This window comes from Streptomyces sp. NPDC000941 (genome assembly GCF_053599555.1).
On record NZ_JBSFMM010000063.1, the window covers coordinates 1 to 24,788 of the forward strand.

19 protein-coding genes and 3 pseudogenes are annotated in these 24,788 nt (G+C 70.9%); 9 read left to right on the forward strand and 13 right to left on the reverse strand.

The annotated features are described in order from the left end of the window. Positions 1 to 373: 373 nt before the first annotated feature. Together ACWDSL_RS21320 and ACWDSL_RS21325 are read left to right on the forward strand one after the other, a co-directional pair. Positions 374 to 496: pseudogene (locus ACWDSL_RS21320) on the forward strand (transposase family protein); the annotation flags it as partial. Positions 497 to 544: 48 nt separating this feature from the next. Continuing rightward, positions 545 to 994 carry a transposase gene (locus ACWDSL_RS21325; RefSeq protein ID WP_450487671.1) on the forward strand — a complete coding sequence of 150 codons (450 nt, stop codon included), beginning with the start codon at positions 545 to 547 and terminating at the stop codon, positions 992 to 994. Between the two features lie 85 nt (positions 995 to 1,079). On the opposite strand, the gene ACWDSL_RS21330 is transcribed toward ACWDSL_RS21325, so the two are convergent. From ACWDSL_RS21330 to ACWDSL_RS21340, 3 genes are all read right to left on the reverse strand, one after another. Then, positions 1,080 to 1,946 (reverse strand): alpha/beta fold hydrolase, encoded by an 867-nt coding sequence (locus ACWDSL_RS21330; protein WP_450487603.1) that lies wholly within the window; start codon positions 1,944 to 1,946, stop codon positions 1,080 to 1,082. A gap of 83 nt (positions 1,947 to 2,029) precedes the next feature. Further along, positions 2,030 to 4,489, reverse strand: coding sequence for a GTPase-associated protein 1-related protein (locus tag ACWDSL_RS21335; protein ID WP_450487605.1), 2,460 nt, complete (start codon positions 4,487 to 4,489; stop codon positions 2,030 to 2,032). Positions 4,490 to 4,533: 44 nt separating this feature from the next. Then, on the reverse strand, positions 4,534 to 5,262 hold the full coding sequence (locus ACWDSL_RS21340) for a hypothetical protein (protein WP_450487607.1): 729 nt from the start codon (positions 5,260 to 5,262) through the stop codon (positions 4,534 to 4,536). A 206-nt stretch (positions 5,263 to 5,468) separates the two neighbouring features. Here ACWDSL_RS21340 and ACWDSL_RS21345 point away from each other — a divergent pair, with 206 nt between their 5' ends. Continuing rightward, positions 5,469 to 7,127 carry a cellulase family glycosylhydrolase gene (locus ACWDSL_RS21345; protein WP_450487608.1) on the forward strand — a complete coding sequence of 553 codons (1,659 nt, stop codon included), beginning with the start codon at positions 5,469 to 5,471 and terminating at the stop codon, positions 7,125 to 7,127. A 32-nt stretch (positions 7,128 to 7,159) separates the two neighbouring features. Here the strand turns inward: ACWDSL_RS21345 and ACWDSL_RS21350 are convergent. The 5 genes and pseudogenes from ACWDSL_RS21350 to ACWDSL_RS21370 form a co-directional block, all read right to left on the reverse strand. After that, a pseudogene (locus ACWDSL_RS21350) lies at positions 7,160 to 9,130 on the reverse strand (DUF2264 domain-containing protein); the annotation flags it as partial. A gap of 22 nt (positions 9,131 to 9,152) precedes the next feature. Further along, the gene (locus ACWDSL_RS21355) at positions 9,153 to 10,214 is read right to left on the reverse strand and encodes a LacI family DNA-binding transcriptional regulator (protein WP_450487610.1); all 1,062 of its coding nucleotides are present in this window, start codon (positions 10,212 to 10,214) and stop codon (positions 9,153 to 9,155) included. Between the two features lie 71 nt (positions 10,215 to 10,285). Further along, complete coding sequence (locus ACWDSL_RS21360; RefSeq protein ID WP_450487612.1) at positions 10,286 to 11,935, reverse strand: extracellular solute-binding protein; 1,650 nt, start codon at positions 11,933 to 11,935, stop codon at positions 10,286 to 10,288. A 92-nt stretch (positions 11,936 to 12,027) separates the two neighbouring features. Next, positions 12,028 to 12,915, reverse strand: coding sequence for a carbohydrate ABC transporter permease (locus ACWDSL_RS21365; protein ID WP_450487614.1), 888 nt, complete (start codon positions 12,913 to 12,915; stop codon positions 12,028 to 12,030). Further along, positions 12,912 to 13,766: an ABC transporter permease gene (locus ACWDSL_RS21370; protein WP_450487616.1), complete on the reverse strand. Its 855-nt coding sequence runs from the start codon at positions 13,764 to 13,766 to the stop codon at positions 12,912 to 12,914. The genes ACWDSL_RS21365 and ACWDSL_RS21370 overlap by 4 nt, the downstream gene beginning before the upstream one ends. A gap of 232 nt (positions 13,767 to 13,998) precedes the next feature. Between ACWDSL_RS21370 and ACWDSL_RS21375 the strand changes: the two genes are divergently transcribed. Together ACWDSL_RS21375 and ACWDSL_RS21380 are read left to right on the forward strand one after the other, a co-directional pair. Then, positions 13,999 to 14,505 (forward strand): zinc ribbon domain-containing protein, encoded by a 507-nt coding sequence (locus ACWDSL_RS21375; protein ID WP_450487618.1) that lies wholly within the window; start codon positions 13,999 to 14,001, stop codon positions 14,503 to 14,505. A gap of 9 nt (positions 14,506 to 14,514) precedes the next feature. Continuing rightward, positions 14,515 to 14,718, forward strand: a pseudogene (locus tag ACWDSL_RS21380) (hypothetical protein); the annotation flags it as partial. A 32-nt stretch (positions 14,719 to 14,750) separates the two neighbouring features. Here the strand turns inward: ACWDSL_RS21380 and ACWDSL_RS21385 are convergent. Together ACWDSL_RS21385 and ACWDSL_RS21390 are read right to left on the reverse strand one after the other, a co-directional pair. Then, positions 14,751 to 15,518: a VC0807 family protein gene (locus ACWDSL_RS21385; RefSeq protein WP_450487620.1), complete on the reverse strand. Its 768-nt coding sequence runs from the start codon at positions 15,516 to 15,518 to the stop codon at positions 14,751 to 14,753. A gap of 219 nt (positions 15,519 to 15,737) precedes the next feature. Beyond that, positions 15,738 to 16,076, reverse strand: a complete 339-nt coding sequence (locus tag ACWDSL_RS21390; RefSeq protein ID WP_450487622.1) for a GNAT family N-acetyltransferase — start codon at positions 16,074 to 16,076, stop codon at positions 15,738 to 15,740. 269 nt (positions 16,077 to 16,345) lie between these two features. On the opposite strand from ACWDSL_RS21390, the gene ACWDSL_RS21395 reads away from it, so the two are divergent. Further along, entirely contained in the window at positions 16,346 to 17,218 is an 873-nt protein-coding gene (locus ACWDSL_RS21395) for a LysR family transcriptional regulator (RefSeq protein WP_450487624.1), read from the forward strand. Positions 17,219 to 17,276: 58 nt separating this feature from the next. Here ACWDSL_RS21395 and ACWDSL_RS21400 read toward each other — a convergent pair whose 3' ends face one another. After that, positions 17,277 to 18,539, reverse strand: coding sequence for an MFS transporter (locus ACWDSL_RS21400; RefSeq protein WP_450487626.1), 1,263 nt, complete (start codon positions 18,537 to 18,539; stop codon positions 17,277 to 17,279). A gap of 339 nt (positions 18,540 to 18,878) precedes the next feature. On the opposite strand from ACWDSL_RS21400, the gene ACWDSL_RS21405 reads away from it, so the two are divergent. Further along, positions 18,879 to 19,988: a low temperature requirement protein A gene (locus ACWDSL_RS21405; RefSeq protein ID WP_450487627.1), complete on the forward strand. Its 1,110-nt coding sequence runs from the start codon at positions 18,879 to 18,881 to the stop codon at positions 19,986 to 19,988. Between the two features lie 116 nt (positions 19,989 to 20,104). Here the strand turns inward: ACWDSL_RS21405 and ACWDSL_RS21410 are convergent, their stop codons facing one another. Further along, positions 20,105 to 20,827, reverse strand: a complete 723-nt coding sequence (locus ACWDSL_RS21410; protein WP_450487629.1) for an alpha/beta fold hydrolase — start codon at positions 20,825 to 20,827, stop codon at positions 20,105 to 20,107. 14 nt (positions 20,828 to 20,841) lie between these two features. Then, on the reverse strand, positions 20,842 to 21,813 hold the full coding sequence (locus ACWDSL_RS21415; protein WP_450487630.1) for an alpha/beta hydrolase: 972 nt from the start codon (positions 21,811 to 21,813) through the stop codon (positions 20,842 to 20,844). A 276-nt stretch (positions 21,814 to 22,089) separates the two neighbouring features. On the opposite strand from ACWDSL_RS21415, the gene ACWDSL_RS21420 reads away from it, so the two are divergent. Together ACWDSL_RS21420 and ACWDSL_RS21425 are read left to right on the forward strand one after the other, a co-directional pair. Beyond that, positions 22,090 to 23,970: an amidohydrolase gene (locus ACWDSL_RS21420; RefSeq protein WP_450487632.1), complete on the forward strand. Its 1,881-nt coding sequence runs from the start codon at positions 22,090 to 22,092 to the stop codon at positions 23,968 to 23,970. An 88-nt stretch (positions 23,971 to 24,058) separates the two neighbouring features. Next, complete coding sequence (locus tag ACWDSL_RS21425; protein WP_450487634.1) at positions 24,059 to 24,721, forward strand: hydrolase; 663 nt, start codon at positions 24,059 to 24,061, stop codon at positions 24,719 to 24,721. The last annotated feature ends 67 nt before the right edge of the window (positions 24,722 to 24,788 follow it).

The window sequence follows — 24,788 nt, forward strand, 5'->3', positions numbered from 1 at the left end:
CACCGACACCGGCGCATCCTTCGCCCGCCGCCACACCTCACCCCGGTTCGGCCCCCGAAACCGCCGCCCCTCCCCAGGAGCAGGAGCAGGAGCAGGAGCAGGAGCAGGAGCAGCCAATGATCGACTCACCACACTCTCCCCCCTCTCCCGGACCAGCGTCAGCGTCAGCGTCAGCGTCAGCGTCAGGCATAACGTCATGAAGTCTGTTCGGGTTACGGTCAGTTGTATGGAGCTTCGTCTCGCCGCCTGCCGTTCTGCTCAGTTGAAGGCGTGGACGGGGCTGTCCGGACCGCAGTTGCACGCCCTGATCACCCGTTTGTGGCGGCGCCGCCCGGACAGCGGGTGCGGCCGGCCCTGATCACTTGCCTTCGGCGACCGGGTGCTGCTGGTCGTCCTGGGCTACCGCACGAACCTCACCATGGAGCAGTTGGCCGCGCTGTTCGCCACCACGGACTCCACCGTGCACCGGGTCACCGCCGACCTCGCGCCGCACCTTGCCGCCCTGCTCGGCCCGCCGCCCACCGACCGGCGGGAACTGTGGCTGGTGGACGGCACCCTCATTCCGGTGCATGACCAGCGGAAAACGAAGAAGTCGAAGAACTACCGGGGCAGTGTGAATGTGCAGATCGTCTGCCGGGCCCGTGACCGCCGTATCGTCGCGGTCGGCGACGCCTGGCCGGGCAACCGCAACGATGTGGTGGTCTTCCGGGAGACCGTCGGCAAGACCCTGCCCGATCATCCCCGCCTGTCCGGCGATGGTGGTTATCAAGGGATCGAGCGGATCCGCTCGCCCCGGCGCGGGCCTGACCGGAAGATCATCAAGGACCGGGCCTACCGGCGGTTCCGCAAGCGCCGCGCCGTCGCCGAACACACCATCGCGCGCCTCAAGGACCACCAAGTCCTCCGCCAGTGCCGCCGCAGGGGAGAAGGGATCGACCACGCTTTCGCCGGCATCGCTGCTCTGCACAACCTGAAACTGGAGATCAACGGCTGACCACAGACCCGCAACTGCTCACAGGAAACCGTGTCTGACCTGGCATTACGGGATATCTCTTAGAGAGAGCCCTGCCGACCCGGCCTCAGCGTCCGGGTGCTTTGCCGAGAAAGGCCCGGACGTGGTCGGCGACCTCTTCGAGATGGCTTTCGAGCAGGAAGTGGCCGCCGTCCAGGAGGTGGACCTCGGCGTCGGGCACATCGTCCCTGAAGGCCGTCGCTCCGGCCGGCCCGAAGATCTCGTCGTTGCGGCCCCAGACCGCGAGCAGCGGGACCCGGCCGGCCCTGAGGTAGGCGTGCAACCGCGGGTAGACCTCGAGGTTGGAGATGTAGTCGCGGAACAGCTTGAGCTGGACCAGGTCGTTTCCCGGGCGCTGGACGAGCGCGGCATCGTGGTGCCAGGCGTCGGGGCTGACCAGGCTGGGGTCCGGGACGCCGTGCAGATACTGCCACTTGATGGCCTCGAGGCCGAGCGCGGGCCGGAGCGCGGCCTCGGTCTGCGGATTCGGATCCTTGGCGTAGGCCCAGACGGGGGTCCAGAACTCCTCGACGAAGCCGGCCTCGTAGCCGTTGCCGTTCTGGCTGACGATCGCGGTCACGGCGTCCGGGTTGTCGAGCGCGAGTCGCCAGCCGATGGGCGCGCCGTAGTCCTGGACGTAGAGCGCGTACCGGTCGACGCCGAGTTGGGCGAGCAGACCGGCGGTCAACTCCGTCAGCGCGTCGAAGGTGTAGTCGAAGGCGTCGACCCCAGGAGCGTCGGACAGGCCGAATCCGAGGTGGTCGGGGGCGATGAGGTGGTAGCGGTCGGCGAGGGCCGGGATGAGCTGGCGGAACATGAACGAGCTGGTCGGGAAGCCGTGCAGAAGCACAAGGCTCGGGGCGTCGGCCGGTCCGGCCTCCCGGTAGAACAGCCGCTGCCCCCGTACGGTGGCGTAGCGATGGTGAACGGCCATCCGATCCGACCTCCTGCCTGGGGGATCCCGGAGCAGTGCCCATCCACTTGGCAGGCTAAGCGAATCTTTCACCGACGGCCATTTCAGCCGGGGTGGCCGGGGTGGCCGGGGTGGCCGCCCGACGTCCCCTTGCGCCGCCGGCCGGCCAGGCGCCGGCCGATCCGGCCGAACGCGCCGGGACGGCTCCACGCCCGGAACTCATCGGCCCAGCGGACGCTCGTACGCTCCAGACAGTGCTCGACGGAGGCGATATCCGCGGCGGGCAGCGCCCGCACCACCGGACGGAGCACCGAGTCCAGCAGCGCCGTCCGCGTCTCCTGCCAGGCGCCACCCGCCTGGGGATGCGAGCTCCAGGCGGTGAAGCACTCGGCCACATACGAGGGCTCGGCGCGGAGCCGGTCAAGCACCCGCTCGGACCCCGCGGCCCGGCCGTAGGCGGCGACCAGGGCCGGGTCCTCGCTGTGGATCAGCGCGTACAGCTCTCCGTCCGGGGCGTCCTCGGACAGCACACGGTCCGCGAGCGCCCCGAAGGCATGCTCCAGAACCGTCGGCTCCACCGGCTCCGCCGTGGCCCGAAGGGACAGCGCCCGCCCGGCCCAGCCGGGCTCGGCGCGACGGCTCCGCAGATCGCGGGCGAACTCCAGGAGCAGCAGCGACGCGCGGTCGCGTGGCGTCAGCACCTCGGCGAAACAGCGCAGCAGGTCATGGGCGAGATCGGGTACGTCGGCATCGTCCGCGGGCCCTTCGAGCGCGGCCTTGAGCAGCGTGGCCGAGGTGCCGGCCGCGCGGTGGGCGTCGGATCCGATCTCGCCGAGCATCAGCCGGGCCTCGTGGGCGGTCGGTGTGCCGCCCGCCCATACCAGCCCGACCGCGGTGCGCAGCACGAGCGGATCGGCGAACACCGAGACTCCGCCGGAGCGCAACACGGCGTTCAGCACCGTGGCGCGGTCGCCTCCGCCCGCCGTCAGCCGCGGCGCCTCGGCACACATCCGCAGATGGGGGAGGGCCTTGCTCTCCGCGAACCGCAGCGGCACCAGGGCCAGCAGCCGGGCCGCGGCGAGCGGATCGCCCACGGCCAGGGTGTCGAGCTCGCCGAGCAGCGCGGTGCGCAACGCGAAGTGCTCGTCCAGCGCCAGGCGCACCGCGGGGGTGTGGGTCGCCTCCGGATCGGCCAGCAGCGCTTGGGCGAGTCCGTGTGCCACCTTGGGCAGCAGATCCGAGCAGTCCACGCCCAGCAGATCGGCGATACGCAGCAGCTCCAAGGGCCGGGCGATGCCCAGTTCGGTGTCGGACACGCCGACGCGCAGATCGGCCGCGAGCTCGCCCGCGAGGCGCAGCCGGACCTCTTCGGTGAGCGCCTCGGGCCGCAGGGCTTCGAGGCCCGGGCCGGCCACGGGCGCACGGACGGCCTCGGCCAGCACCAGCGCGGCGAGCGGTGTGCTGACGGCGGTCGGCACCCTGCCGTCCAGACAGGTGAACAGCCCTGTCAGGGCCGCCTTTTCGGCATCCGACCGGCCCCCGTCCGGCACGCACAGCGCCGCCAGCAGCCGGTGCAGCCGTTCATCGCCCAAAGCTTCAGGGTGGTGGCGCGCCCAGTCCGCCGCCTCGGTGCGGCCTACGGTGCCGAGGTCGAGCCCCGCGCACAGCGCGCCGACGGCGAGCGCACCGGGGGCGAAGGGGCCACCCGGAAGCGCGTCGGCCTCTTTGAACAACTCGGGCCGCCCGCCCAGCCAGATGCCCGCGGCCACCTCCGCCCAGCCGTCGGACACCGGCTCCCCGGTCCTCCGGCCGGCCACGTCGTATACGCGACAGCGGTGGCCGTGGTCGGCCGGCTCCCGGCCGTCTTCCGGCAGTACGCCGATGATCTGCTGCCGGGAGAGCTCCGGCCGCGGCGCATAGGTGGTGAACGTCAGCCGGTGGCCGAAGTCGCGCGGCAACGCGGCGCAGGCCAGGGCGATCCACCGGGCCACATCGGCGCTGTCCCGCTCGACCAGGATGATCCGCGGCGCGGACTCGTCCTCGCTCAGCCTGCGCAGATCCGCGAAGAAGCGCGCGAGCCACGGCGCCCGGGAGCCCGCGAAGGCGACCAGGCCGTCCCGGTTCAGGCGCCCCGAGGCGGTCAGCGCCTCCAGCGGCTCCGGGACCCCGCCCTCCGGCGCGCGAGCGGCCCACTGCGGGGAGCCCCAGGCGGTGATGGGCAGCGCGCCGCCCGGCAGCGACGCGCCCGTGGGCAGATACACGGCATGGCCATGGAACGTGCCCCGGCGCCCGCTGTGGTCGGCCCCCGTATGGACCGTATGGACCGTACGGGCCAGAAGCCCGCTGCCGTCGGAGAGCAGGCTGTAGCTGAACGTCTCCGGAGACGAGGCGTGTTCGGAACCGGAGGGACGCGGGGGTGCGTCAGCCGGCGGCTCGTATCCGATCAGCTGCTCGACCTCCCCGAGCAGCGACGCCGGCACCGCGGCGCTGACCGCGGTGAACCGCAGTCCGGATCCATCGGGCCCCAGCGGTGCCGAGATGTAATGCAGCTGCGCCAGGTTCATCTTCCGGGCCTCCACGGCTCCAGCACCACCGCCCGCTCCCCTGCTCACCGTTGACTGTGAGAAGGATTATCACAGCAGATCCACCTCTGTGGTGGCGGAGTCCCCAGGTTCGCCCGAGGTGGTGGCGGCGTACCGCTGGGACCGGCGCGGGGCCGGTCCCAGCGGGTCCGCCAGCCGGCCTGGATATCGGCGAGAAGTTTCTTCGCTTCCGCCGGCTTCGGCCCATAGGTCGCGGGATCGGTGGCATTGAGCGCGATGAAGATGTCCACGGCGTCCTGCGCCCGGGCGAGGGCCTGGTCCCGCCGGCCGGACTGGCGCAGATACGGAATCGTCGGCCACATCAGCCAGTCGCCCAGCCCGGGACGGTACTTAGGGTCCTTGGTGGCGAGCTTGCGGAGCAGATCGGTCGCCTGGACGGCGCGCTGGGCGCCCTGGACGTGGTCGGGCTTGCCCCACAGGGCCTGCGCCAGATTGATCAGCGTCCAGGATTTCTTGTACGTGAGCTCGTCGGAGTCGGGCTGCTCCTGGAGCAATGTGTCGTACAGCCCCAGCGCCTCCTGCTCACGGGCGATCGCCTCGTCGTAGCGGCGAGTGCCCATCAGATAGGTGCCCGCGGGGAACACCAGCCATGACGCGAGCCCGGCCCGGTAGCCGGGCTTCTTGGCGGTGAGCTTGCGGAGCAGATCGGTCGCCTCGACGGCACGCCGGGCACCCTGCTCATGGTCGGGCTTCGCCCACAGGGCCTGTGCCAGATTGACGAGCGTAAACACCAAAGCGGTGCCGTATATGGCGATTGAAAGCGAACAGTCCCTCACATCCTCAACAGACCCAATGTCCTGTTGTGGTGCGGTGGATGGTCCGCTCCGACGGCCTGGCTCCCGTCGGAGACCTTGACGTGTCCCGGGCGCGATGCATTGATGGGAGCGCTCCCAGTTCCTCGCCCGCGTCAGCCGTCATGTGCTCACTCCTTGGAGTCGCGATGAGACGAACGAGACCGCCGGCCGTCCTGCCGGCCGTATTGGCCGTACTGGCCGTACTCCTCGGGATCCTGGGCCTCGGCCCGACCGCCCAGGCCGCCGCCCCCGCCGAGTCGCGCGCCGCGGCGGCCACCGGCCTCCACATCAGCGGCGGGCGCCTGTTGGAGGGCAACGGCAACGATTTCATCATGCGCGGAGTCAACCACGCCCACACCTGGTACCCGGGCCAGACCCAGTCGCTGGCCGACATCAAGGCGCTGGGCGCCAACACCGTCCGCGTCGTGCTCTCCAACGGCCACCGCTGGACCAAGAACAGCGCCGAAGACGTGGCCGCCATCGTCGCCCAGTGCAAGGCCAACCGGCTGATCTGCGTACTGGAGGTGCACGACACCACTGGCTACGGAGAGGAGTCCGCGGCCGCCTCACTCGACCAGGCAGCGGACTACTGGATCGGCCTCAAGAGCGTGCTCACCGGCGAAGAGAACTACATCGTCATCAACATCGGCAATGAGCCCTGGGGCAACACCAACCCCGCCAGCTGGACCGCACCCACCACCGCCGCGATCCAGAAGCTGCGCAGCGCCGGATTCCAGCACACGATCATGGTCGACGCCCCCAACTGGGGCCAGGACTGGCAGAACGTCATGCGCGACAACGCGCAGAGCGTCTACAAGGCCGACACCACCGGCAATCTGATCTTCTCGATCCATATGTACAGCGTCTACGACACGGCGCAGGAGATCACCGACTATCTCAACGCCTTCGTCAGCGCCCGTCTGCCCATCCTCATCGGCGAGTTCGGCGGACCCCCCGACCAGTACGGCGACCCCGACGAGAACACCATGATGGCCGCCGCGCAGCAGCTGAAGCTCGGCTATCTGGCCTGGTCCTGGAGCGGTAACACCGATCCGATCCTGGACATGACCACCAACTTCGACCCCACCAAGCTCACCGACTGGGGCAAGCGCGTCTTCAACGGCCCCAACGGCATCGCCGAGACCTCCCGCGAGGCCACCGTCTACAGCGGTGGCTCCGGCGGCGACACCCAGGCCCCGACCGCCCCCGGCACCCCGACCGCCTCGGCCGTGACGGCCACCTCCGCCACGCTCACCTGGCCCGCCGCCACCGACAACGTCGGTGTCGCCGCCTATGACATCGTCCGCGTCAGCGGCGGCACCGAGACAAGGGTCGCCACCTCGACCGGCACCAGCGCGAGCATCACCGGCCTGACCGCCGCCACCTCCTACACCTTCGCCGTCTACGCGCGGGACGCGGCCGGCAACCGCTCGGCCCGCTCGGCCACGGTCGGCGTCACCACCGAGGCGGGCGGCGGCTCCGGGGCGGGCTGCTCGGTCGGCTACCGCGTCGTGGGCGACTGGGGCAGCGGCTTCCAGGGCGAGATCTCCATCCGTAACACCGGCTCCGCCGCCATCAGCGGCTGGACTCTCGGGTTCTCCTTCGCCAACGGCCAGACCATCACCAACATGTGGGGCGGCACGCCGCAGCAGTCCGGTGCCGCGGTGACCGTCACACCCGCCGCCTACACCTCCACCATCCCCGTCGGCGGCTCGGTCACCGTCGGCTTCACCGGAAACAGGGGCAGCACCAACTCCGCGCCGACCGCCTTCACACTCAGCGGCAGCTCCTGCGCCACCGGCTGACGACCCTCGGATGTCGTGAGGGCGTCCGCTCGTACGTGTTCGACCACCCCGTCCGGGAAGCGGACCTCCACGGAGCCGTCCGGTGTCACACCGGCGCGGGCGCCCGAACGCACGACATCGATGTCACGGCACACGTCTGGGTCGGCCGTGAGCAGGACCAGCGTCACCAGCAACCGGGTGCCGCCCGGGTGCCGGTCCAGGGTGAGCAGGGGCGTCGCCGAGTGGCGGCCGTAGGCGTTGCGGTCCCGCGCCTGCGCCACCGTCCCGCGCGGCGCCCCGTCCGCGCTGTCCCAGCCGAGCAGGCCCACGAGCGCGGTGGTCAGGCCGTCGTGGCGGCGGGCCAGTGCCCAGCCGGGGCCGGTGTCCGCGGTGGGCGGGGCGGTGTCGCAGGCCACGGCCCAGCCGCCTTCGCGTACGGAGGTGCCGGGCGGGGCCTGGACATGGTGCACCCGCACCTCCCAGGGGCCGTGCACGAGGCCGGCCGTGGCGATGCGCGAGGCTGAGTCGGTGTGTTCCTCGCCCGCGTGTTCCTCGCTCTCCGGGACGAGCGGGGTGTGCCATGAGGCGGCGCGACGGCCTTCGGCGTACAGCGGGTGGATACGGCCCCGGCGGGACGGGCCCGAGGGGGTCAGCAGCGCGATGTGGTTGTCCGGGCCGGGTGGTTCGTCGCCGGGCGGGGTCTCCGGCGCGGTGGCCGTGGAGTAGGCGAGCCGCGTGTAGTGCGGGCTGTCCTGCGGGGCGGCGGGCGGGGGTGGCAGCCGGTCGCTGCCGTGGTTGACCAGGCGTACGATCCCGTCGGCCGCGGTGGAGTGCAGCAGCCAGCCCGGGGCGGGCAGGGCCAGGTGGTGGTCGGCGGTCTCCACGGGGCCGGGTTCCTCGGTCGCCGTCCATACCGGGTGGTCGGCGGGGAGCAGCAGACCGAGGAATGCCTTGCTCGCCCAGTAGGGGGAGGCGGGGCCCGAGTAGGGCTGGGTGACCGGGCGGAACGGGCGGTACCAGCCCAGGCTCAGCAGGCCGCCCGCATCGGGTGCGCCGTGGTCGGCGAAGTGTTTCAGGGCGCCGGAGGCCAGTCGGCGGGTGCGGCCGGGCGGCAGCGGGGTGGCGTCGGTGAGGGCGCCCGCCCACAGGGGCGCGGTGGTGGCATAGCGGTAGGTGAGGGAGCGGCCCTGGTGGACGGGTGCGCCGTCGGAGCCGAAGAAGTACTGGTGGGTGTCCAGGAAGGTGTGCAGTCGGGCCCGGTGTTCGGCGACCAGGGCGGCGTCGGCGCGGGGCCCGGCGATACGCGCCCACAGCACGGGGTACAGATGCAGCGCCCAGGCGTTGTAGTAGTCGAATTTCCGTCCGTCGCCGTCCGTGTACCAGCCGCCGCCCCGGTACCAGTCGTCCAGGCGCGCCAGGCCCGCGTCGATCTCGGCGCGGCTGTGGGGCGCGTCGATGGAGGCGAGGAACTCTTCGGTGATGACCTGGAAGAGACGCCAGTTGGAATCGTTGGCGGTGGCCCCCACGAAACCGCCGAGCCATGCGGCGGTCCGCCGGCGTACGGGGTCGGGCAGCCGGTCCCACAGCCACGGGCGCGTCTCGTGCAGGGCGATCGCGATGGACGCGGCCTCCACCATGGGCTGGCCGCGGTCGGTGATGGGCGGCCACCGCTCGGGGTGGCGGGGGTCTGTGCCGGTGGCGAGGCCGGTGGCGTAGCGCTCGATGAGCGCCTGGGCCACGGTGCTCCCGGGAGCGTCGGTTCCGCCGGCCCCGGCGATACGGAAGGCGGCGAGCAGGAAGGAGCGGGCGTAGCCCTCGAGCCCGTCCGACCAGGCGCCGGCGTAGCTCGCCGGGCCGGGGAGCCGGTACTGGGCCAGACCGGGTGAGGCGTACGGGACGAGCGCGGTCAGCAGGTGGTCGGCGGTGGCCTCCCAGTGGGCCCGGGTGTAGCCCGTATACGGCGACCGTCGGGGGTCGGGGGGCGGCAGATGGTCGGTGTCGACGATGCGATGCGGCGCGGTCATGCCGGGTCGGGTCCTCCGTATGTCACTGTGCGCGTGCGGACGGGGGCGGGCTCACGCTGTCGCGTACGACGATGTGGGTGCCGAGCACATGCCGGGTCTCCGCGGTCTCCTCGGGATCGCGCAGGGCCAGGCGTACGGCGGCTCGCCCCAGTTCCTCGGCGGGGGTGTGGACGGTGGTGAGCGGGGGGTTGAAGTCCTGGGCAAGAGGGATGTCGTTGTAGCCGACGAGGGAGATGTCGCCGGGGACGCGCAGGCCCGCGTCGGAGATGGCGCGCAGGGCGCCCGCGGCGACCATGTCGTCCCCGGCGAAGACCGCGGTGAACTCCCTTGTGTTCTGGAGGAGTTCGGACATGGCGCGATGTCCGGCGGCGCGGCCCAGGCCGCAGTCGACGATATGCGCGGACTCGGCCGGCAGGCCGTGTGCGGCGAGCGCGGCCCGGTAGCCCGAGACGCGGGCGTCCAGGGCCGTGTTGCCGGGCAGTCCGCCCAGGAACACGATCCGCCGGTGTCCCGTCGAGATCAGATGGCTGGTGATGGCCTTGGCGCCGGCCTCGTTGTCGAAGACGACGACCAGCGCCGGCAGGCCGGGGTCGGGCGAGGGACGGCCGCACAGCACCAGCCGGGAGCCGGCGGCGTCCAGGGCGTGGGCGTAGTGGGCCACCCGTTCCCGGTAGGCGTCGTCCTCGACGACACCGCCCGCCAGGATGACCACGCTGGCACCCTCCTCCCGCATCAGCTGTACGAACTCCATCTCCCGCTGCGGATCGCCGCCGGTGCTGCCGACCAGGCACAGCAGGCCGTGGGCCGTCGCCTCCGCCTCGACGCCCTCGGCGACCTGGGCGTAGAACGGGTTGGTGACCTGGCGCACGACGACGGCGACCATCTTGCGGCCGCCGCCGACCAGGGCGCGGGCATGGGGGTTGGCGACGTAGTCCAGGGCGCGCGCGGCACGGAGCACTCGGGTACGGGTGGCCGGTGGCACCGGGTACTTTCCGCTGAGCACACGGGAGACGGTGGCCGCGGACACGCCCGCCCGCCCCGCCACATCGCGGATCGTGATCCGCCCCCGCTCCGTCGCCGCCATGCCGTCTCCCATCTCCTCGTGCCTCTCGTGCCTCTCGTGCCGTTCGTGGCCACCTGGTCGTCGGTGCCCGCTCAGCTGTTGGCGGCGTGTTCCTTGGCGTACTCCTCGGCGAGCCTGTCGCCACCGCGGGAGCGCCACCGCTTGACGGCGTCGTCGTATTCGGACATCGAGACCCGTCCGGCGATGACCGCCGTGATCGTGTCGTCCATCAGCGCTCTGAGCGTGGCGCCCTGGGTGGTTTCGGTGCGGGTCTGGAGCCCGTACGACGCGTTGCGGATGGCGACCGGGACCACTTTCTGCTGCCAGGCGTGCAGGGCGCGTACGGCTTCCGGCCTGCCCGGCACGAAGAGCACCTGCGGTCCCTCGGCCAGATACCTGAAGGGGAGGTTGCTGACGTTCTCCACCTGGCCGAGCTTGGTGGTCTTGGGCGCGCCGTCCTTGTCGCGGGTGAAGTGCGCACCCTCCACGCCGTAGTGGATCAGCTCCCACTCCTTGGTGCCGAAGGGGGCGGCCAGATAGTCGAGCAGGCGCAGCAGCAGTTCGACGCGTTCCTTCTTGGCCTTCTTCACGATGGTGTAGCCGAAGGAGCGGCGGGCGGCGACGATCCCGCCCGGGGTGCCGTCCACGCTGTAGGGGGTGGCGGGGGCGGGGGTGAGCAGGCCCTTGGAGTCGGGGTAGAGGGTCTGGTAGGCGCCGAAGCCGTTCTGCTGGGAGCCCACGGTGCCGTTGAGGAACAGCGTGGACAGGTCCACCTGCGACAGCGAGGTGGCGTCGGGGTGGTAGGAGCCGTTCTTGCGCAGCTGTGCCTGGAAGGCGATCGCCGCCTTGTGGCGCTCGTCGGTGTAGTTCGGGTGGAAGGTGCCCTTCTTGTCCACGGCCCAGCCCTGCGGGGCGTTGTGGGCGGCGGAGTGCACCCCGTTGCCGAACAGCGAGCCGGTGGCGGCGCCCAGCGCGTACGTTTTGCCGTGGGTGGCCTGCTTGGCGACGGTGGCGAAGTCCTGGGAGCTCCAGCCCTGTTTCATCCCGGCGTCGGTGAAGATGCCCTGGTTGAGCCACAGCGTGGAGCCGGGCAGCGGGCGTTCGAGGGGGATGCCGTAGAGGCGGCCCCCGATGCGGCCCATGTCGCGCCAGGCGTGGGTGGGGATACCCGCCAGGTTGGGGTATTTCTTGACGGCCTCGCCCGACAGGAACGGCGTCAGGTCCTCGGCCCTGCGCTGTACGAACTGCGCCTCGCGGGGCAGGACGAACCCGGAGAAGACATTGATGATGTCCGGCAGCGAATCGGGGTCGCCGGCCATCACCGTGGCCATCTTCTTCTGGTAGTCGGCCTGCGAGATGATGGTGTACTCGATCTTGACGCCGAGGGCCTTCTCGACGGCCCGCCAGTACTGGTTCTGCCCGCGCCCCTTGGGCGGTGTGCCGAAGGTGATGGACATGACCTTGACCGTGGAGCCGTCGCCCGGGGTGCGCGCGACCGAGGTGGCCAGGTCGGAGGGGTAGGCGGTGTAGCCGGCCTGGACCCCCGCCTCGGTGGCGGCGAGGTCCGGCTCGGCGCCCGGGGCCGGCTGGTAGGCGGGCCACGCGGCGAGCTTCTTGCCCGCGTTGCTGACGTCGCCGTCGTCCGAACCGGTGGAGCAGGCGGTCAGCAGACCGGGGACGCAGACGGCGGCGCCACCGGTGGCCATGGAACGCAGCAGAGTGCGTCGGGACATGCTGGGCATGGGCGAATGACCTTTCTGGGTGCGGCTCTTGCTGGCGGTTCTCGGCTCTGGCCGGCTCTCAGCGCTTGCTGGTTCTCAGCTCTCGCCGGCCCTCAGCTCTTGATGGCGCCGGTGAGTACGCCCTTGGTGAAGTACTTCTGGAGGAAGGGGTAGACGGCCAGGATCGGCACGGTGGCGATGACCAGGACTGCCATCTGGATCGTCTGCGGCGCGTTCACCGTGGCCTCGCCGGTGGTGGTGTCCGTGAGCCCCGAGCCGGTCACGACATAGGTGCGCAGGACTTGTTGGAGCGGCCAGTGGTCGCTCTCGAGGTAGAGCGAGGCGTAGAACCAGGAGTTCCAGTAGGCCACGGCGTAGAACAGCCCGACGACGGCCAGCGCGGCCTTCGACAGGGGCAGCACGACCGACCACAGGACACGCAGGTCTCCGGCGCCGTCCAGGCGGGCCGCCTCGTACAGCTCCTCGGGGATGGCCTGGAAGAAACCGCGCAGGACGACGAGGTTGAACACGCTGATCAGCACCGGGAGGATCAGCGAGGCGTAGGAGTCGAGCAGTCCGAGCTCCTTGACGAGCAGGAAGTTCGGGATCATGCCGGGCGGGAAGAGGAAGGTGAACAGGACGAGCAGGAGTACGGGCCTGCCGCCGAACACGCCGGGGCGGGACAGGGCGTAGGCGAGGGTGACCGTGCAGACGAGGCTGAGCAGGGTGCCGACGAGGGTGACGCCCGCGCTGACGCCGAGTGCGTGGGTGACGATGCCGCCGTCGAGGATGTCCCGGTAGGCCTTCAGGGTCGGGTTCTCGGGCCACAGCACCCAGCCGCCGTTGGCCACCACCTCGCGCTGGGAGGCCAGCGAGGTCGACACGATCACCAGGAACGGCACACAGACCAGCAGCACGACCGCGACGAGGGCCACGGCTTTGGCGGCCTGGGTGACGGGCTTGGGCTTCTCCATCCAGCCGGGCCGCACATGGGCGCTCACTTGTAGACCCCCTGTTCCCCGAGCCGGTGGGCGACCTTGTTGGCCGCGTAGACGAGCAAGGCGCCGACCAGGCCCTTGAACAGGCCCGCGGCCGCCGCGAACCCGTAGTCGCCGCCGACGATGCCCTGGTAGTAGACGAAGGTGTCGATGATCTCGGCGGCCTGCGGGCCGACCGCGTCGCGCTGGAGCAGCATCTGCTCGAAGCCGACGGAGAGGATGTCGCCCAGCCGCATGATCAGCAGCAGCACGATCACCGGCCGGATCGCGGGCAGCGTGACATGCCAGAAGCGCCGCCAGGGCCCCGCGCCGTCGATCGCGGCGGCCTCGTACTGCTGCTCGTCGACCTGGGACAGCGCGGCCAGGAAGATGATGGTGCCCCAGCCGGCGTCCTTCCAGATCACCTGCGCCACCACCAGCGGCTTGAAGGCGTCCGGGTTGCCGATGATGTCCACGGTGTGCAGACCGACGTCGCCGAGATAGCCGTTCAGCATGCCCGTGTCCCCGAGGAGCTGCTGGAACAGGGCCACGACGATCACCCATGAGATGAAGTGCGGCAGATACACCACCGATTGCACAAAGCGGCGCACGGTGGACCAGGTGAGGCTGTGCAGCAGCAGCGCGAGGGCGAGCGGGACGGGGAAGTAGAAGACCAGCTGGAGGACCGCGATCCAGAGGGTGTTGAACACCGCGTCCCAGAAAGCGCCGTCTTCCAGCATCCGCTGGAAGTTGCCGAGGCCGGTCCAGGGGCTGCGCCAGATGCCGTCGAAGGGTACGTACTCCTTGAAGGCGATGACGTTGCCGACCAGCGCGCCGTAGTGGAACACCAGAAAGTACGCGAGCCCGGGCACCATCAGCAGGAACAACGTCCGGCTGCGGCGTCTTTGAAAACCTTTTCGCTTGATTGAAGCGCCTGACGGGTGACGGGAGGGGCGGCCCACCGTCGATTTCCCAGGGCGCTCGCGTAGCAGCGCTGCCACGGAGCCTCCTCGGCTGTGGGTATGGAGTGAGGGGAAGTTAAAACGTTTTCAGGCTTGGGTCAACACTTCTGACGCATCTTCGGCGCCCGCTCGTGATGCCGTTCGTGTGCCCGTCCGCGGTTCACCGGCGCGCCGCACCTTGACGCTCGGGCCGGGCGCTGCCAAACTCGCGGCCACACCCCAGAAAGCGCTTGCTCCGCCCTGCGACCAGTCCCTCGGCACCTTCGCACGTACCCTTGAGGCCAAGTGCAAGCGGTACGGGCGGACGTTCGTCGTGATCGACCGGTGGTTCCCTTCCACCCAGTTGTGCTCTCACCCCGGGTGCGGGCGCCTTACCGGCCCCAAGGGCCGCGAGGAGCTGAACGTCCGCGTGTGGACGTGCGCAGGATGCGGGACCCGGCACGACCGGGACGAGAACGCGGAGGTCAACATACGCGCCGCCGGACGGAAACGCGCCGCTGCGATGCGGCGCGAGGCGGAGCGTCAAAACGCCTGTGGAGAGCACGTCAGACCCCGCACGCCGGGGCAGCGCTCATCGAAGCAGGAACCCACCCGAAGCCCCACCGCTGCGCGCGGCGGAGCAGGCGGGAATCACCCACATTCACATGGGTGAGGACGTCAAAACGTGAATCTCGCGGCACAGAGCGGCACGGTCACGGGCGGCGGCGAGATCCGGCTCGCCGCGCGCACGGAGTTCGCCAACAACCGGGACATCACCGTCCAGAACCTCACCGTGACCAACTCGACCATCCGGGAGAACCCCTGCGGTGAGAACACCGAGTTCCGCAACAAGCGGCTGGTGAACAGCGCCCAGAGCATCTGCTGAACCCGGCCGCGTACGTACCCCCTCGGGGCCGGTCAGGCGTGAGCGGCGGCCGCCGCCTCGGCCGCCGCGGCGTGCTCCTCGCCCTTGCGCTGCGACCGCTTGGCGTACCAGCCCGTCCACAGGGCGAGGGCGCCGAGCACGCTGTAGATCAGAACCGGGCTGACGACCACCATGGTGTCGGTGGACAGCGTGTAGGCCAGCGCGACCCGGACCCCGGCCTCCAGCAGGTAGGCCACGCCCCACACCGCGGTCATCGTCATCATGGTCCTGCGGAACCCGTCGAACTGCCACAGACCGTTCCACCACGCGGTGCTCGCCTCGGTGCCGTCGGTGGCGAACTTGCGCCCGAAGTAGAACATCAGCGGGCGCGGCGCCAGCAGCGTCACCAGGCACAGCAGTCCGAACAGACCCGTCACGCCCGAGTCCTTGACCAGCAGCGCGCGGGTCGAGTGGGCGCCGACCAGCGACACCACGGCCGTGATCACAAGGAACACCAGGGTGACAATGGCGAATTCGTCCAGATGGCGGCGCCAAGCGAGGTGGACGGCGCTGTCGAGCACCGGCCATGCGCCGCTGGCCAAAAGCGCGGCGAATTCGCTCCAGCCGTGGTCGTGGAGCGCGTTGTACGTGATGATCGGGGCCACAACGTTGAGGGCGATGGTAACAACCCAGCCGAGGGCGGCGGCGCCCCTGGACCGGGCGGGCGGCACCGGGCGTTCGTCCGGCCGCGCCGGCGGTGTGTCGGGCCGGGCCGGCGACGTGTTGGGTGCGCCCTCTGCGGTGGTGTCCTGACCAGTCACTGTTCCCCCGTAAGACGTGCTCGATGGTGCGGGAAGAAGATTAGTACAGGGGGGGACGGGAGCACGGCGGGCGCCAGTATCGGTTCGCGCGGTCCGGTCCTACGGCACTTCCCGTCCAGATCGACAGCACCCGGCCGCTCACCGGCCTCGCCCATGGAACGGCGGGCATCGCCATGTCTCGGCTCGATCTGATCGGAGTCCTGCTACTGCACCCGCCGGTCAGCGCAGCGCCGTACGGAGCCACCGCAGGTCGTCCTGGGTGACGGGGTCGGCGATGTCGTCGAACTCGGTGTGCTTCTTCAGGAACTTCGCCACGTAGGGGCAGATGGGCACGGCGCGCAGCCCGTTGTCGCGCACATCGGTCAGCGCCTGCTGGACGAGGAACGAGGCGAGGCCCTGCCCGGCGAAGGCGTCGTCGATCTCGGTGTGGAAGAAGACGCGCTGCTCGCCGCGGTCGCGGTACTCCGTGAGACCGGCGAGCTGCCCGTCGACCAGGATCTCGTAGCGGTGCTTGTGGTCCTCTCGGCTGACCACGGGCGCGGCGGCAGGCTCTGTCATCGTGTTCCGTTCGGCGAAGGGCGAAGGGCGAAGGGCGAAGGGCGAAGGGCGAAGGGCGAAGGGCGAAGGGCGAAGGCGAAGGCGGTACGGGGCTCATGCCCCAGGTCAACCTAACCCGCCGGGTGGGGGCGGTATGCCGACGGGTGCACGGGGCCTTGCCCCACAGCGCACTGACGACGGGACGCGGCTGATCCTGGTATGCGATGATCGGTGAGTGTGCTGATCTCGTCCAGAGATGGCCACAACGGCTCGTCCGTCGGGGAGTGGAGATGGATCTGCGGCAGATGGAGGTCGTCGTCGCGGTCGCCGAGGAAGGCGGGTTCACCGCGGCGGCGCGGCGGCTGCATGTGGTGCAGTCGGCGGTGTCAGGTACGGTCCGCGCGCTGGAGAAGGAGATGGGGACCCGGCTCTTCGACCGCACCACGCACCGGGTCGCCCTCACCCCGGCCGGTGAGGCGTTCGTGCCCGCTGCCCGCGCGGCGCTGCGGGCGGCGGAGCAGGCACGGGCGGCGGTCGACGTGGCGCGGGGCGAGCTGCGCGGGCAGGTTACGGTCGGCACGATGCAGGGCGTCTGGGTCGGGCTGCACCGTGCGCTGGCCCGGCTGCGGGCGGAACACCCACGGGTAGTGGTCCGGCTCCGGCAGGGGCCGGTGGCCGATATCCGGGAGGCGCTGCGCGACGGCTCGGTGGACCTGGCCGTGGTGGCCCTCGACCGCCAGCAGCAGCGGGGGTTGCTGGTCCGGCCGCTGGTGCGCGAGGAGATGGTGCTCGCGGCCTCGCCGGTACGCGGCTTCGCCCAGGACGACCAGGTCACCTTCGCCGAGGTCGCCCGGATGCCGTTCATCGACTTCACGCCCGGCTGGGCGATCCGCTCCGCGGTGGACCGGGCCTTCCGGACCGCCCTGGTCGAGCGCGTCCCGGCCTTCGAGGTCAACGACATCGTCGCGGCGTCCGAACTGGTCAGGCACGACCTCGGGGTGTGCGTCATACCGGAGTCGATCGCCGCGCGCTTCCCCGATCTGGCGCTGCGCCGATTCGTCCGGAACCCGCCGCGCTGGCACGTCATGGTGGTGCGGCCCCGGGGGGAAACTCCACCGGCGACCGCCGCGCTGCTGCGCCACATCACGCCCGCGGCCGTATGACCCGAGCGCCGACCCCGTCCCCGGGTGTCGGCGCTCGCGTACGGGCCGGTGTGCGCCATCAGTGGGCGGTGCGCCGGGCCCTCCGGTGCTCCGCGGTCCAGTGCTCCGTGGTCCAGTAGAGCAGGGCCAGGACGGGCAGGACAGCCCCGAGCGCGGCCACCGCGGTCCAGCCGCCCGCGCGGTAGACGACGGACCCGAGCTGCGATCCGAGCGCGCCCCCGGCGAAGAAGATGGCGATGAAGGCGCTGTTGAGACGGGCGCGGGCGGCCGGGTCCAGCCGGTAGACGGTGTGCTGGCCGAGGATGAGGGTGGTCTGCACGGCCATGTCGAGCAGGATCGCGGCCAGCGCGATCAGGACGACGCTGTGCCGGCCGAAGCCGGCGACCGCGGACGCCAGCGCCGCGACGGCGAAGGCGGCACCGGACATCGGCCGCGCCAGCCCGCGGTCGGCCCAGCGTCCGGCCAGTGGCGCCACGGCCGCACCCGCGGCGCCGACCAGGGCGAAGATCCCCACACCGATCGCGGAGTAGTGGAACTGCGGGCCGGTGAGCTGATACGAGACGGTGGTCCAGAAGGCGCTGAACGCACCGAACATCGCGGCCTGGTACAGCCCCCGGCGCAGCAGCGCCGGGTGGGTGCGCACCAGCCGGACGGTGGAGCGGAGCACATGGTGGTACGGGGCGGCGGTGGTCGGGGCGTGCTCGGGCAGGGCCCGGTACAGGGCCACGGCCAGCAGCGCCATCAGGACCGCCGAGCCCAGGTAGACCACCCGCCACCCGGCCACATCGGAGACCAGGCTGCTGAGCGTGCGGGAGAGCAGGATGCCGGTGAGCAGTCCGCTCATCACCCGGCCCACGATGCGGCCCCGGGCGTGGTCGGGGGCCAGGCTCGCGGCGAACGGGACCAGGATCTGGGCCACGACCGAGGTGGCCCCGCTGACCAGGGATGCGATCAGCAGTACCGGGAAGCTGGCCGCCGTACCGGCGACGAGCAGGGCGACCGTGGTGACCGCCAGCAGGACGGTGACGAGCCGGCGCTTCTCGAACCGGTCGCCGAGCGGGACGAGGAAGAGCATGCCCACCACATAGCCGATCTGGGTGAGCGTGATCAGCCCGCCCGCGGTGGCGGTGTCGATGTGGAAGACCTCGCTCAGCGAGGCCAGCAGGGGCTGGGCGTAGTAGAGGTTGGCGGCCGTCAGACCGGTGCCGACGGCCAGCAGCGCCACCAGCCACCCCGGGACACCGGAGTCGGCCCGCGCGGGGGCGGCGCGGTGTACGGGGGGAGTGGTCGGGCGGAGGGAACGGAGCCGGGTGGTGGTCATGGGCTCGGACACCTTCTTGGACGGGGCTTCGCGGTGGTGGAGCGACTGCTTCGGCGCTCGCACGGGTGCAAGCGCTCGGCAGGTGTCGGATGCTTCCCCTGTCACGGCGATGATCCAGGACAACTGTTATCTGTGACAGAGATGAATGACCGTGCCGTGTCCTGGCCGTGTCCTGGCCCGGGCCGCCTTGGCGGGGTGCGCGGGCGGCGAAGTACTGTACGACCTGGGTCGCCGTCATCGCGGAGGTGCCCGTCGAGCGACTCAGGAACATGATCTATGCGAATCCCACCGTCCACCGGACCGTCCATGCGGGCTCGTGATCCGCGCGAGAAGCACCGCGTGGCGACATCACTGGAACTGCTCTTCGACCTGTGCTTCGTGGTCGCCGTGAGCCAGGCGTCCTTCAGCCTCCACCACGCGGTCACCAGCGGCCACTATGCGTCGGGCGTCCTGCACTACCTGATCGTCTTCTTCAGCGTGTGGTGGGCGTGGATGAACTTCACGTGGTTCGCCTCCGCCTACGACCCGCAGGACACCCCGTACCGGCTCGCGGTGTTCGTCCAGATCACCGGATCGCTGATCCTCGCGGCCGGTGTGCAGCGGGCGTTCCAGGGGAACGACCTCAGCGTCATCGCTCTGGGGTACGTCGTGATGCGCACCGCGCTGGCCGGGCTGTGGCTGCGCGCCTCGCGGGCCGACCCGGAAAGGCGCCGGACCACCCTGCGCTTCGCCGGCGGAGTGGTGGCCTGTCAGATCGGCTGGATCGTGCTGCTGTTCCTGCCGGACGCGGCGCATGTGCCGGTCATCGCGGCGCTGGTGGTGGCGGAGGTGGCCGTACCGGTGTGGGCGCAGTCCGCCGGGATGACGCCCTGGCATCCGCACCACATCGCCGAGCGCTACGAGCTGTTCACGCTGATCGTGCTCGGCGAATCCGTCGCCTCCGCCACGGCCGCGGTCCGCACCGCCTTCGACGAACACCCCACCGGGGCGCTGTACGCGGTGGCGGCGGGCGGGCTGCTCATGGTCTTCGCCATGTGGTGGCTGTACTTCGCCCGCCCCGCGCACACCCTGCTCGCCACCACGCACCAGGCACCCGGCAGACGATTCCGGTGGGCGTACGGCCACTACCTGATCTTCGGTTCGGCGGCCGCCATCGGGGCGGGGCTGGGGGTGAGCGCCGACCAGGTCACCCACCGCACGGACGTGCCCTCGCAGGTCGCCGGTGCCATGGTGGCCGTTCCGGCGGCCGTCTTCCTGCTCACCGTATGGGCGCTGCATCTGCGGCCCCACCAGCAGTGCGCCGGCGAGTCGGTGCCCTTCCTCGTCGCCGCCGCCCTCGTGCTGCTGACCGTGTTCTCCCCGGTGCCGGCCCTGGCCACGGGGATCGTGCTGGCGGTGCTGGCCGCGGTCGTCACGATGACCCGCGGCGGCCGGACGGCGGCCGCCTGAGCCGCGCTCTCCGGCCCGGGCCTCACAACAGCCAACGCCGTACAGCCGCAAGCCCGGCCGGGGAGCGCCACGGCCGGGCTTGTGTGCGTATCGAGACCCGACCCGGGCCAGAGGCGTCAGCCCGTCGCGCGGACGGCGTCGAGGATGAGGTCCGCGACGGCCTTCGGCTGGGACACCGCGACGGCGTGCGAGGCCCCTTCGACCTCGACGACGTTCGCCCCCGCCCGCTCCGCCGCGAAGCGCTGCACCTCGGGGTTGATGGCCTGGTCCGCGTCGGCCACCAGCGCCCAGGAGGGCTTGGTGCGCCAAGCGGTGGCCCGGGCCGGCTCGTCGAACGCCGCCGCGGCGAGCGGGCGCTGCGCGACCGCCAGGACCTTGGTGACCTCCTCGGGCACGTCGGCGGCGAACACCGACGGGAAGGACTCGGGCACGATGGTGAGCTCCACCGCGGGCTCGGCGCCCTCGATGGGGAAGGTCGCCGGGCGCAGGTTGTCCGCCAGCGGCGGTGCCGGGAAGCGCCCCTGCAGCTCGCCGAGGCTCTCCCCCTCCTCCAGGACGTACGCGGCGACGAACACCAGCCCGACGACGTTCTCGGTGGTCCCGGCGACGGTGATGATCGCACCGCCGTAGGAGTGGCCGACCAGGATGACGGGGCCGTCGATCTGCGCGGCGACGGAGGCGACGTACGCGGCGTCGGACGCGAGTCCCCGCAGCGGGTTGGGCGGCGCCACCACGGACACGCCGTGGCTCTGCAGCTCGCGGATGACGCCGGACCAGCTGCCCGCGTCGGCGAATGCGCCGTGGACCAGAAGAACGGTCGGGGTGGTAGGCGAGGTCATATCAGATCTCCTTCTCAGCGCTCGTTGAGCGCGGCGCCCAGCGTGTCCGCGGCCAGCTTGATGGCGGCCTCCGCCGCATGGGTCTCACGCAGGGCGTTGAGCATGACGAAGTCGTGGATGATGCCCTGGAAACGCACGGCGGTGACCGCGACACCCGCCTCGCGGAGCTTGTTGGCGTAACGCTCGCCCTCGTCCCGGAGGACATCCGCCTCACCGGTGATGACCAGGGCCGGAGGCAGTCCGGTGAGCTGCTCCGTGGTGGCGCGGAGCGGGGAGGCGGTGATCTCGGCCCGCTGCGCCTCGTCGGTGGTGTACTGGTCCCAGAACCACTGCATACCGTCCCGGCGCAGGAAGTATCCGGTGGCGAACTGGTGGTACGAACCGGTGTCGAAGTTCGCGTCGGTGACCGGGTAGAACAGCACCTGCTGGACCAGCGGCACATCGCCGCGCTCCTTGGCCATCAGGGTCAGCGCCGCGGTCATGTTGCCGCCGACGGAGTCCCCGGCCACGGCCAGACGGGTGCCGTCAAGGCCCTTGGACGCGCCCTCCCGGACCACCCACTGGGCGACCGCGTAGTTCTGCTCGATGGCCACCGGGTACCGGGCCTCCGGCGACAGGTCGTACTCGGGGAAGACCACGGCCGCGCCCGCGCCGACGGCGAGTTCACGCACCAGGCGGTCATGGGTGTGGGCGTTGCCGAACACCCAACCGGCACCGTGGATGTACAGGATCACCGGCAGTTCCCCGGTGGCACCCGCCGGCTTGACGATCCGGGCCCGGACACTGCCCGTCGGACCACCGGCCACGGTGATCCACTCCTCGTCCACCTCCGGCTTGTCGATCTCGCCTGACTGCACCTCGTCGACCGCCGCCCGGCCCTCCGCCGGGGGCAGATCGAAGAGGAACGGCGGCTTGGCGGTGGCTTCGGCGAAGGCGGCCGCGGCCGGCTCCAGGACGGGCTGGACCGGCACGATGGCGTCGGACATGTGGGGCTCCCGAGTGGTGCGGGGATACGAATGGGAATGCCGGGATGAAGGGGTAAATCTCCCGGTTGCTGTGGCCACCTTAGGTCGGTCGGTGGAAAACTCTTGCCCGTGAGCGCACCGGGTCTTTCCCCGCAGCGCCATTTGTGGGACGCGGCGCCGCGCCGTGCGCTGTCGGGCCGGAAGCAGTGCGCTGCCGGGCAATGCGGGGGCGCCGACGAACCCTAATGTCCTGGGCATTCCCGACGTCGTTATTTGGAGTCTGCCGAGGTGCCTACGATGCCGGTCGGCGGCTTGGTTCCGCACGCCGCCGACGATGCCGCGGACCTGATCGTCCGCAATGCCAAGATCTACACCGGGGACACCGGCCGCCCGCACGCCGGCGCCCTGGCCATCCGCGACGGCCTCGTCACGGCCGTCGGGGACGACGCGGAGGTCGCGCCCTTCGTCGGCCCGGCCACCACCGTGGTCGACGCGGTCGGCCGACGCGTGATCCCGGGGCTCAATGACGCCCATCTGCATGTGATCCGGGGAGGCCTCAACTATGTCCTCGAACTGCGCTGGGACGGTGTGCCCACGCTGCGTCAGGCCCTGGCGATGCTGCGGGAGCAGGCGGCCCGCACCCCCAAGGGGCAGTGGGTGCGGGTGGTGGGAGGGTGGTCGGCCGAGCAGTTCGCCGAACGGCGGCTGCCCACCCCCGCCGAGCTCAACGCCGCCGCACCGGACACCCCGGTCTTCGTCCTGCATCTGTACCAGTCGGCGATCCTGAACCGGGCGGCGCTGCGCGCCGTCGGCTACACCAAGGACACCCCCGACCCCCGCGGCGGCCAGATCGTACGGGGCAGAAACGGCGAGCCCAACGGGATGCTGGTGGCCGCCCCCAGCGCCCTGATCCTCTACTCCACGCTCGCCAAGGCCCCCACACTGGACGGGGAGGACAAGAAGACCTCCACCCAGCACTTTCTGCGCGAGCTGAACCGCTTCGGGCTGACCTCCGCGATCGACGCCGCCGGAGGCTTCCAGAACTTCCCCGACAACTACGGCACGGTCACCGAACTGGCCAGGGACGGGCAGCTGACGCTGCGTATCGCCTACCACCTGTTTCCGCAGACCGCCGGTCAGGAGCTCGACGACCTCGCCCGCTGGATCGAGATGGTCCGCCCCGAGGACGGGGACGAGTGGCTGCGGCTGAACGGCGCGGGCGAGAACCTGACCTGGGCCGCCGCCGACTTCGAGAACTTCGCCGAGCCCCGCCCGGAACTGAGCGGCGACTACGAGACCGGGTTCGAGAACGCGGTGCGGCTCCTCATGGGGCACGGCTGGGGTTTCCGGCTGCACGCCACCTACGACGAGACCATCAGGCGCGACCTTGCGGTGTTCGAGAAGCTTGCCGCGGAAGGGCTGTTCCCGGCCGGGAACAGATGGCTGTTCGACCATGCGGAGACCGTGTCCCCGGACAGCCTCGACCGCGTCGCGGCCCTCGGCGGGGCGATGTCCGTACAGAACCGGATGTCGTTCCAGGGCGAGGTGTTCGCGCGCCGGTACGGCCTCGGCGCCGCCGCGGAGGCGCCGCCGGTGCGGGCCATGCTGGCGCGCGGGCTGACCGTCGGCGCCGGCACCGACGCCACCCGGGTGTCCTCCTACAACCCCTGGGTCGCGCTGCACTGGCTGATCTCCGGCCGGACGCTGGGCGGAGCGGCCCTGCGGCCGCCGCAGAACCGGGTCGACCGGGAGACCGCTCTGGCCATGTACACCCGGGCCGGCGCCGCGCTGACCGGCGAGGAGCACATCAAGGGCATCCTGCGGGAGGGCTTCTTCGGCGACCTCGCGATCCTGTCCGACGACTACTTCACCGTGCGGGAGGGGGACATCCCGCATATCGAGTCGCTGCTGACCGTCGTCGGCGGCCGGGTCGTCCACGCCGTGGCGGAGTACGAGGACATGGCGGAGGAGATCCCGGCCGTCAGCCCCGAGTGGAGCCCGGTGGCGCACTTCGGCGGCCACTGGGCCACCGGGGGAGCCGGTGGCTCCGGCGCCCGCCAGGCGGAGCTGCTGGGGGAGGCCGCCGCGGAGTCGGAACTCCACTGGCAGTGGCGCGTCCAGCGGGGGCTTGCCGACGGGGGCCGCCCCGAGCCGTACGACCCCTGCTTCGTCCTCTGACGGTGTCTCACCCCGTTCAATGACGGTGTCTCACCCCGTCCGACCCATAACTGCCCAGAACTGCCCAGAATCGAGAAGGGAAACCGCGATGGTCGACATCAACGAGGTCAGCGCCGTACCGAGCCCCGACCTGCTCACCCCGGACAACGCCGTGGTGCTGTTCGTGGACCACCAGCCGCAGATGTTCTTCGGCACCGGCAGCGGCGACCGCACCGCGATCATCAATGCCACCGTCGGCCTGGCCAAGGCCGCCAAGGTCTTCGAGGTGCCGACGGTCCTGACCACCGTGGCCGCCGAATCCTTCTCCGGCCCGGTCCTGCCGCAGCTGGCGGAGGTCTTCCCGGACGCCGAGATCATCGACCGTACCTCGATGAACGCCTGGGAGGACCCGGCGCTCGTCGAGGCGGTGAAGGCCACCGGCCGCACCAAGGTGGTCATCGCCGGGCTGTGGACCGAGGTCTGCCTGGTGCTGCCCGTGCTGTCCATGATCGCCCAGGGCTATGAGGTCTATGTCGTCTCCGACGCCTCGGGCGGTGTCACCCCCCAGGCCCACGAACACGCGCTCCAGCGGATGATCCAGGCCGGCGCGGTGCCGGTGACCTGGGTGCAGGTGCTGCTGGAGCTGCAGCGCGACTGGGCGAGAACGGAGACGTACGGCCCCGTCACGGAGGTCGTGAAGGAGCACGCCGGCGCCTACGGCCTCGGTGTCTTCTACGCGCAGTCCATGATCGACCCCCACGCGGCCGGCTGACCCCGACCCCCGACCCCCGACACCGGTCATAGGACCAGGACCAGGACCAGGAACAGGAACGGGAACC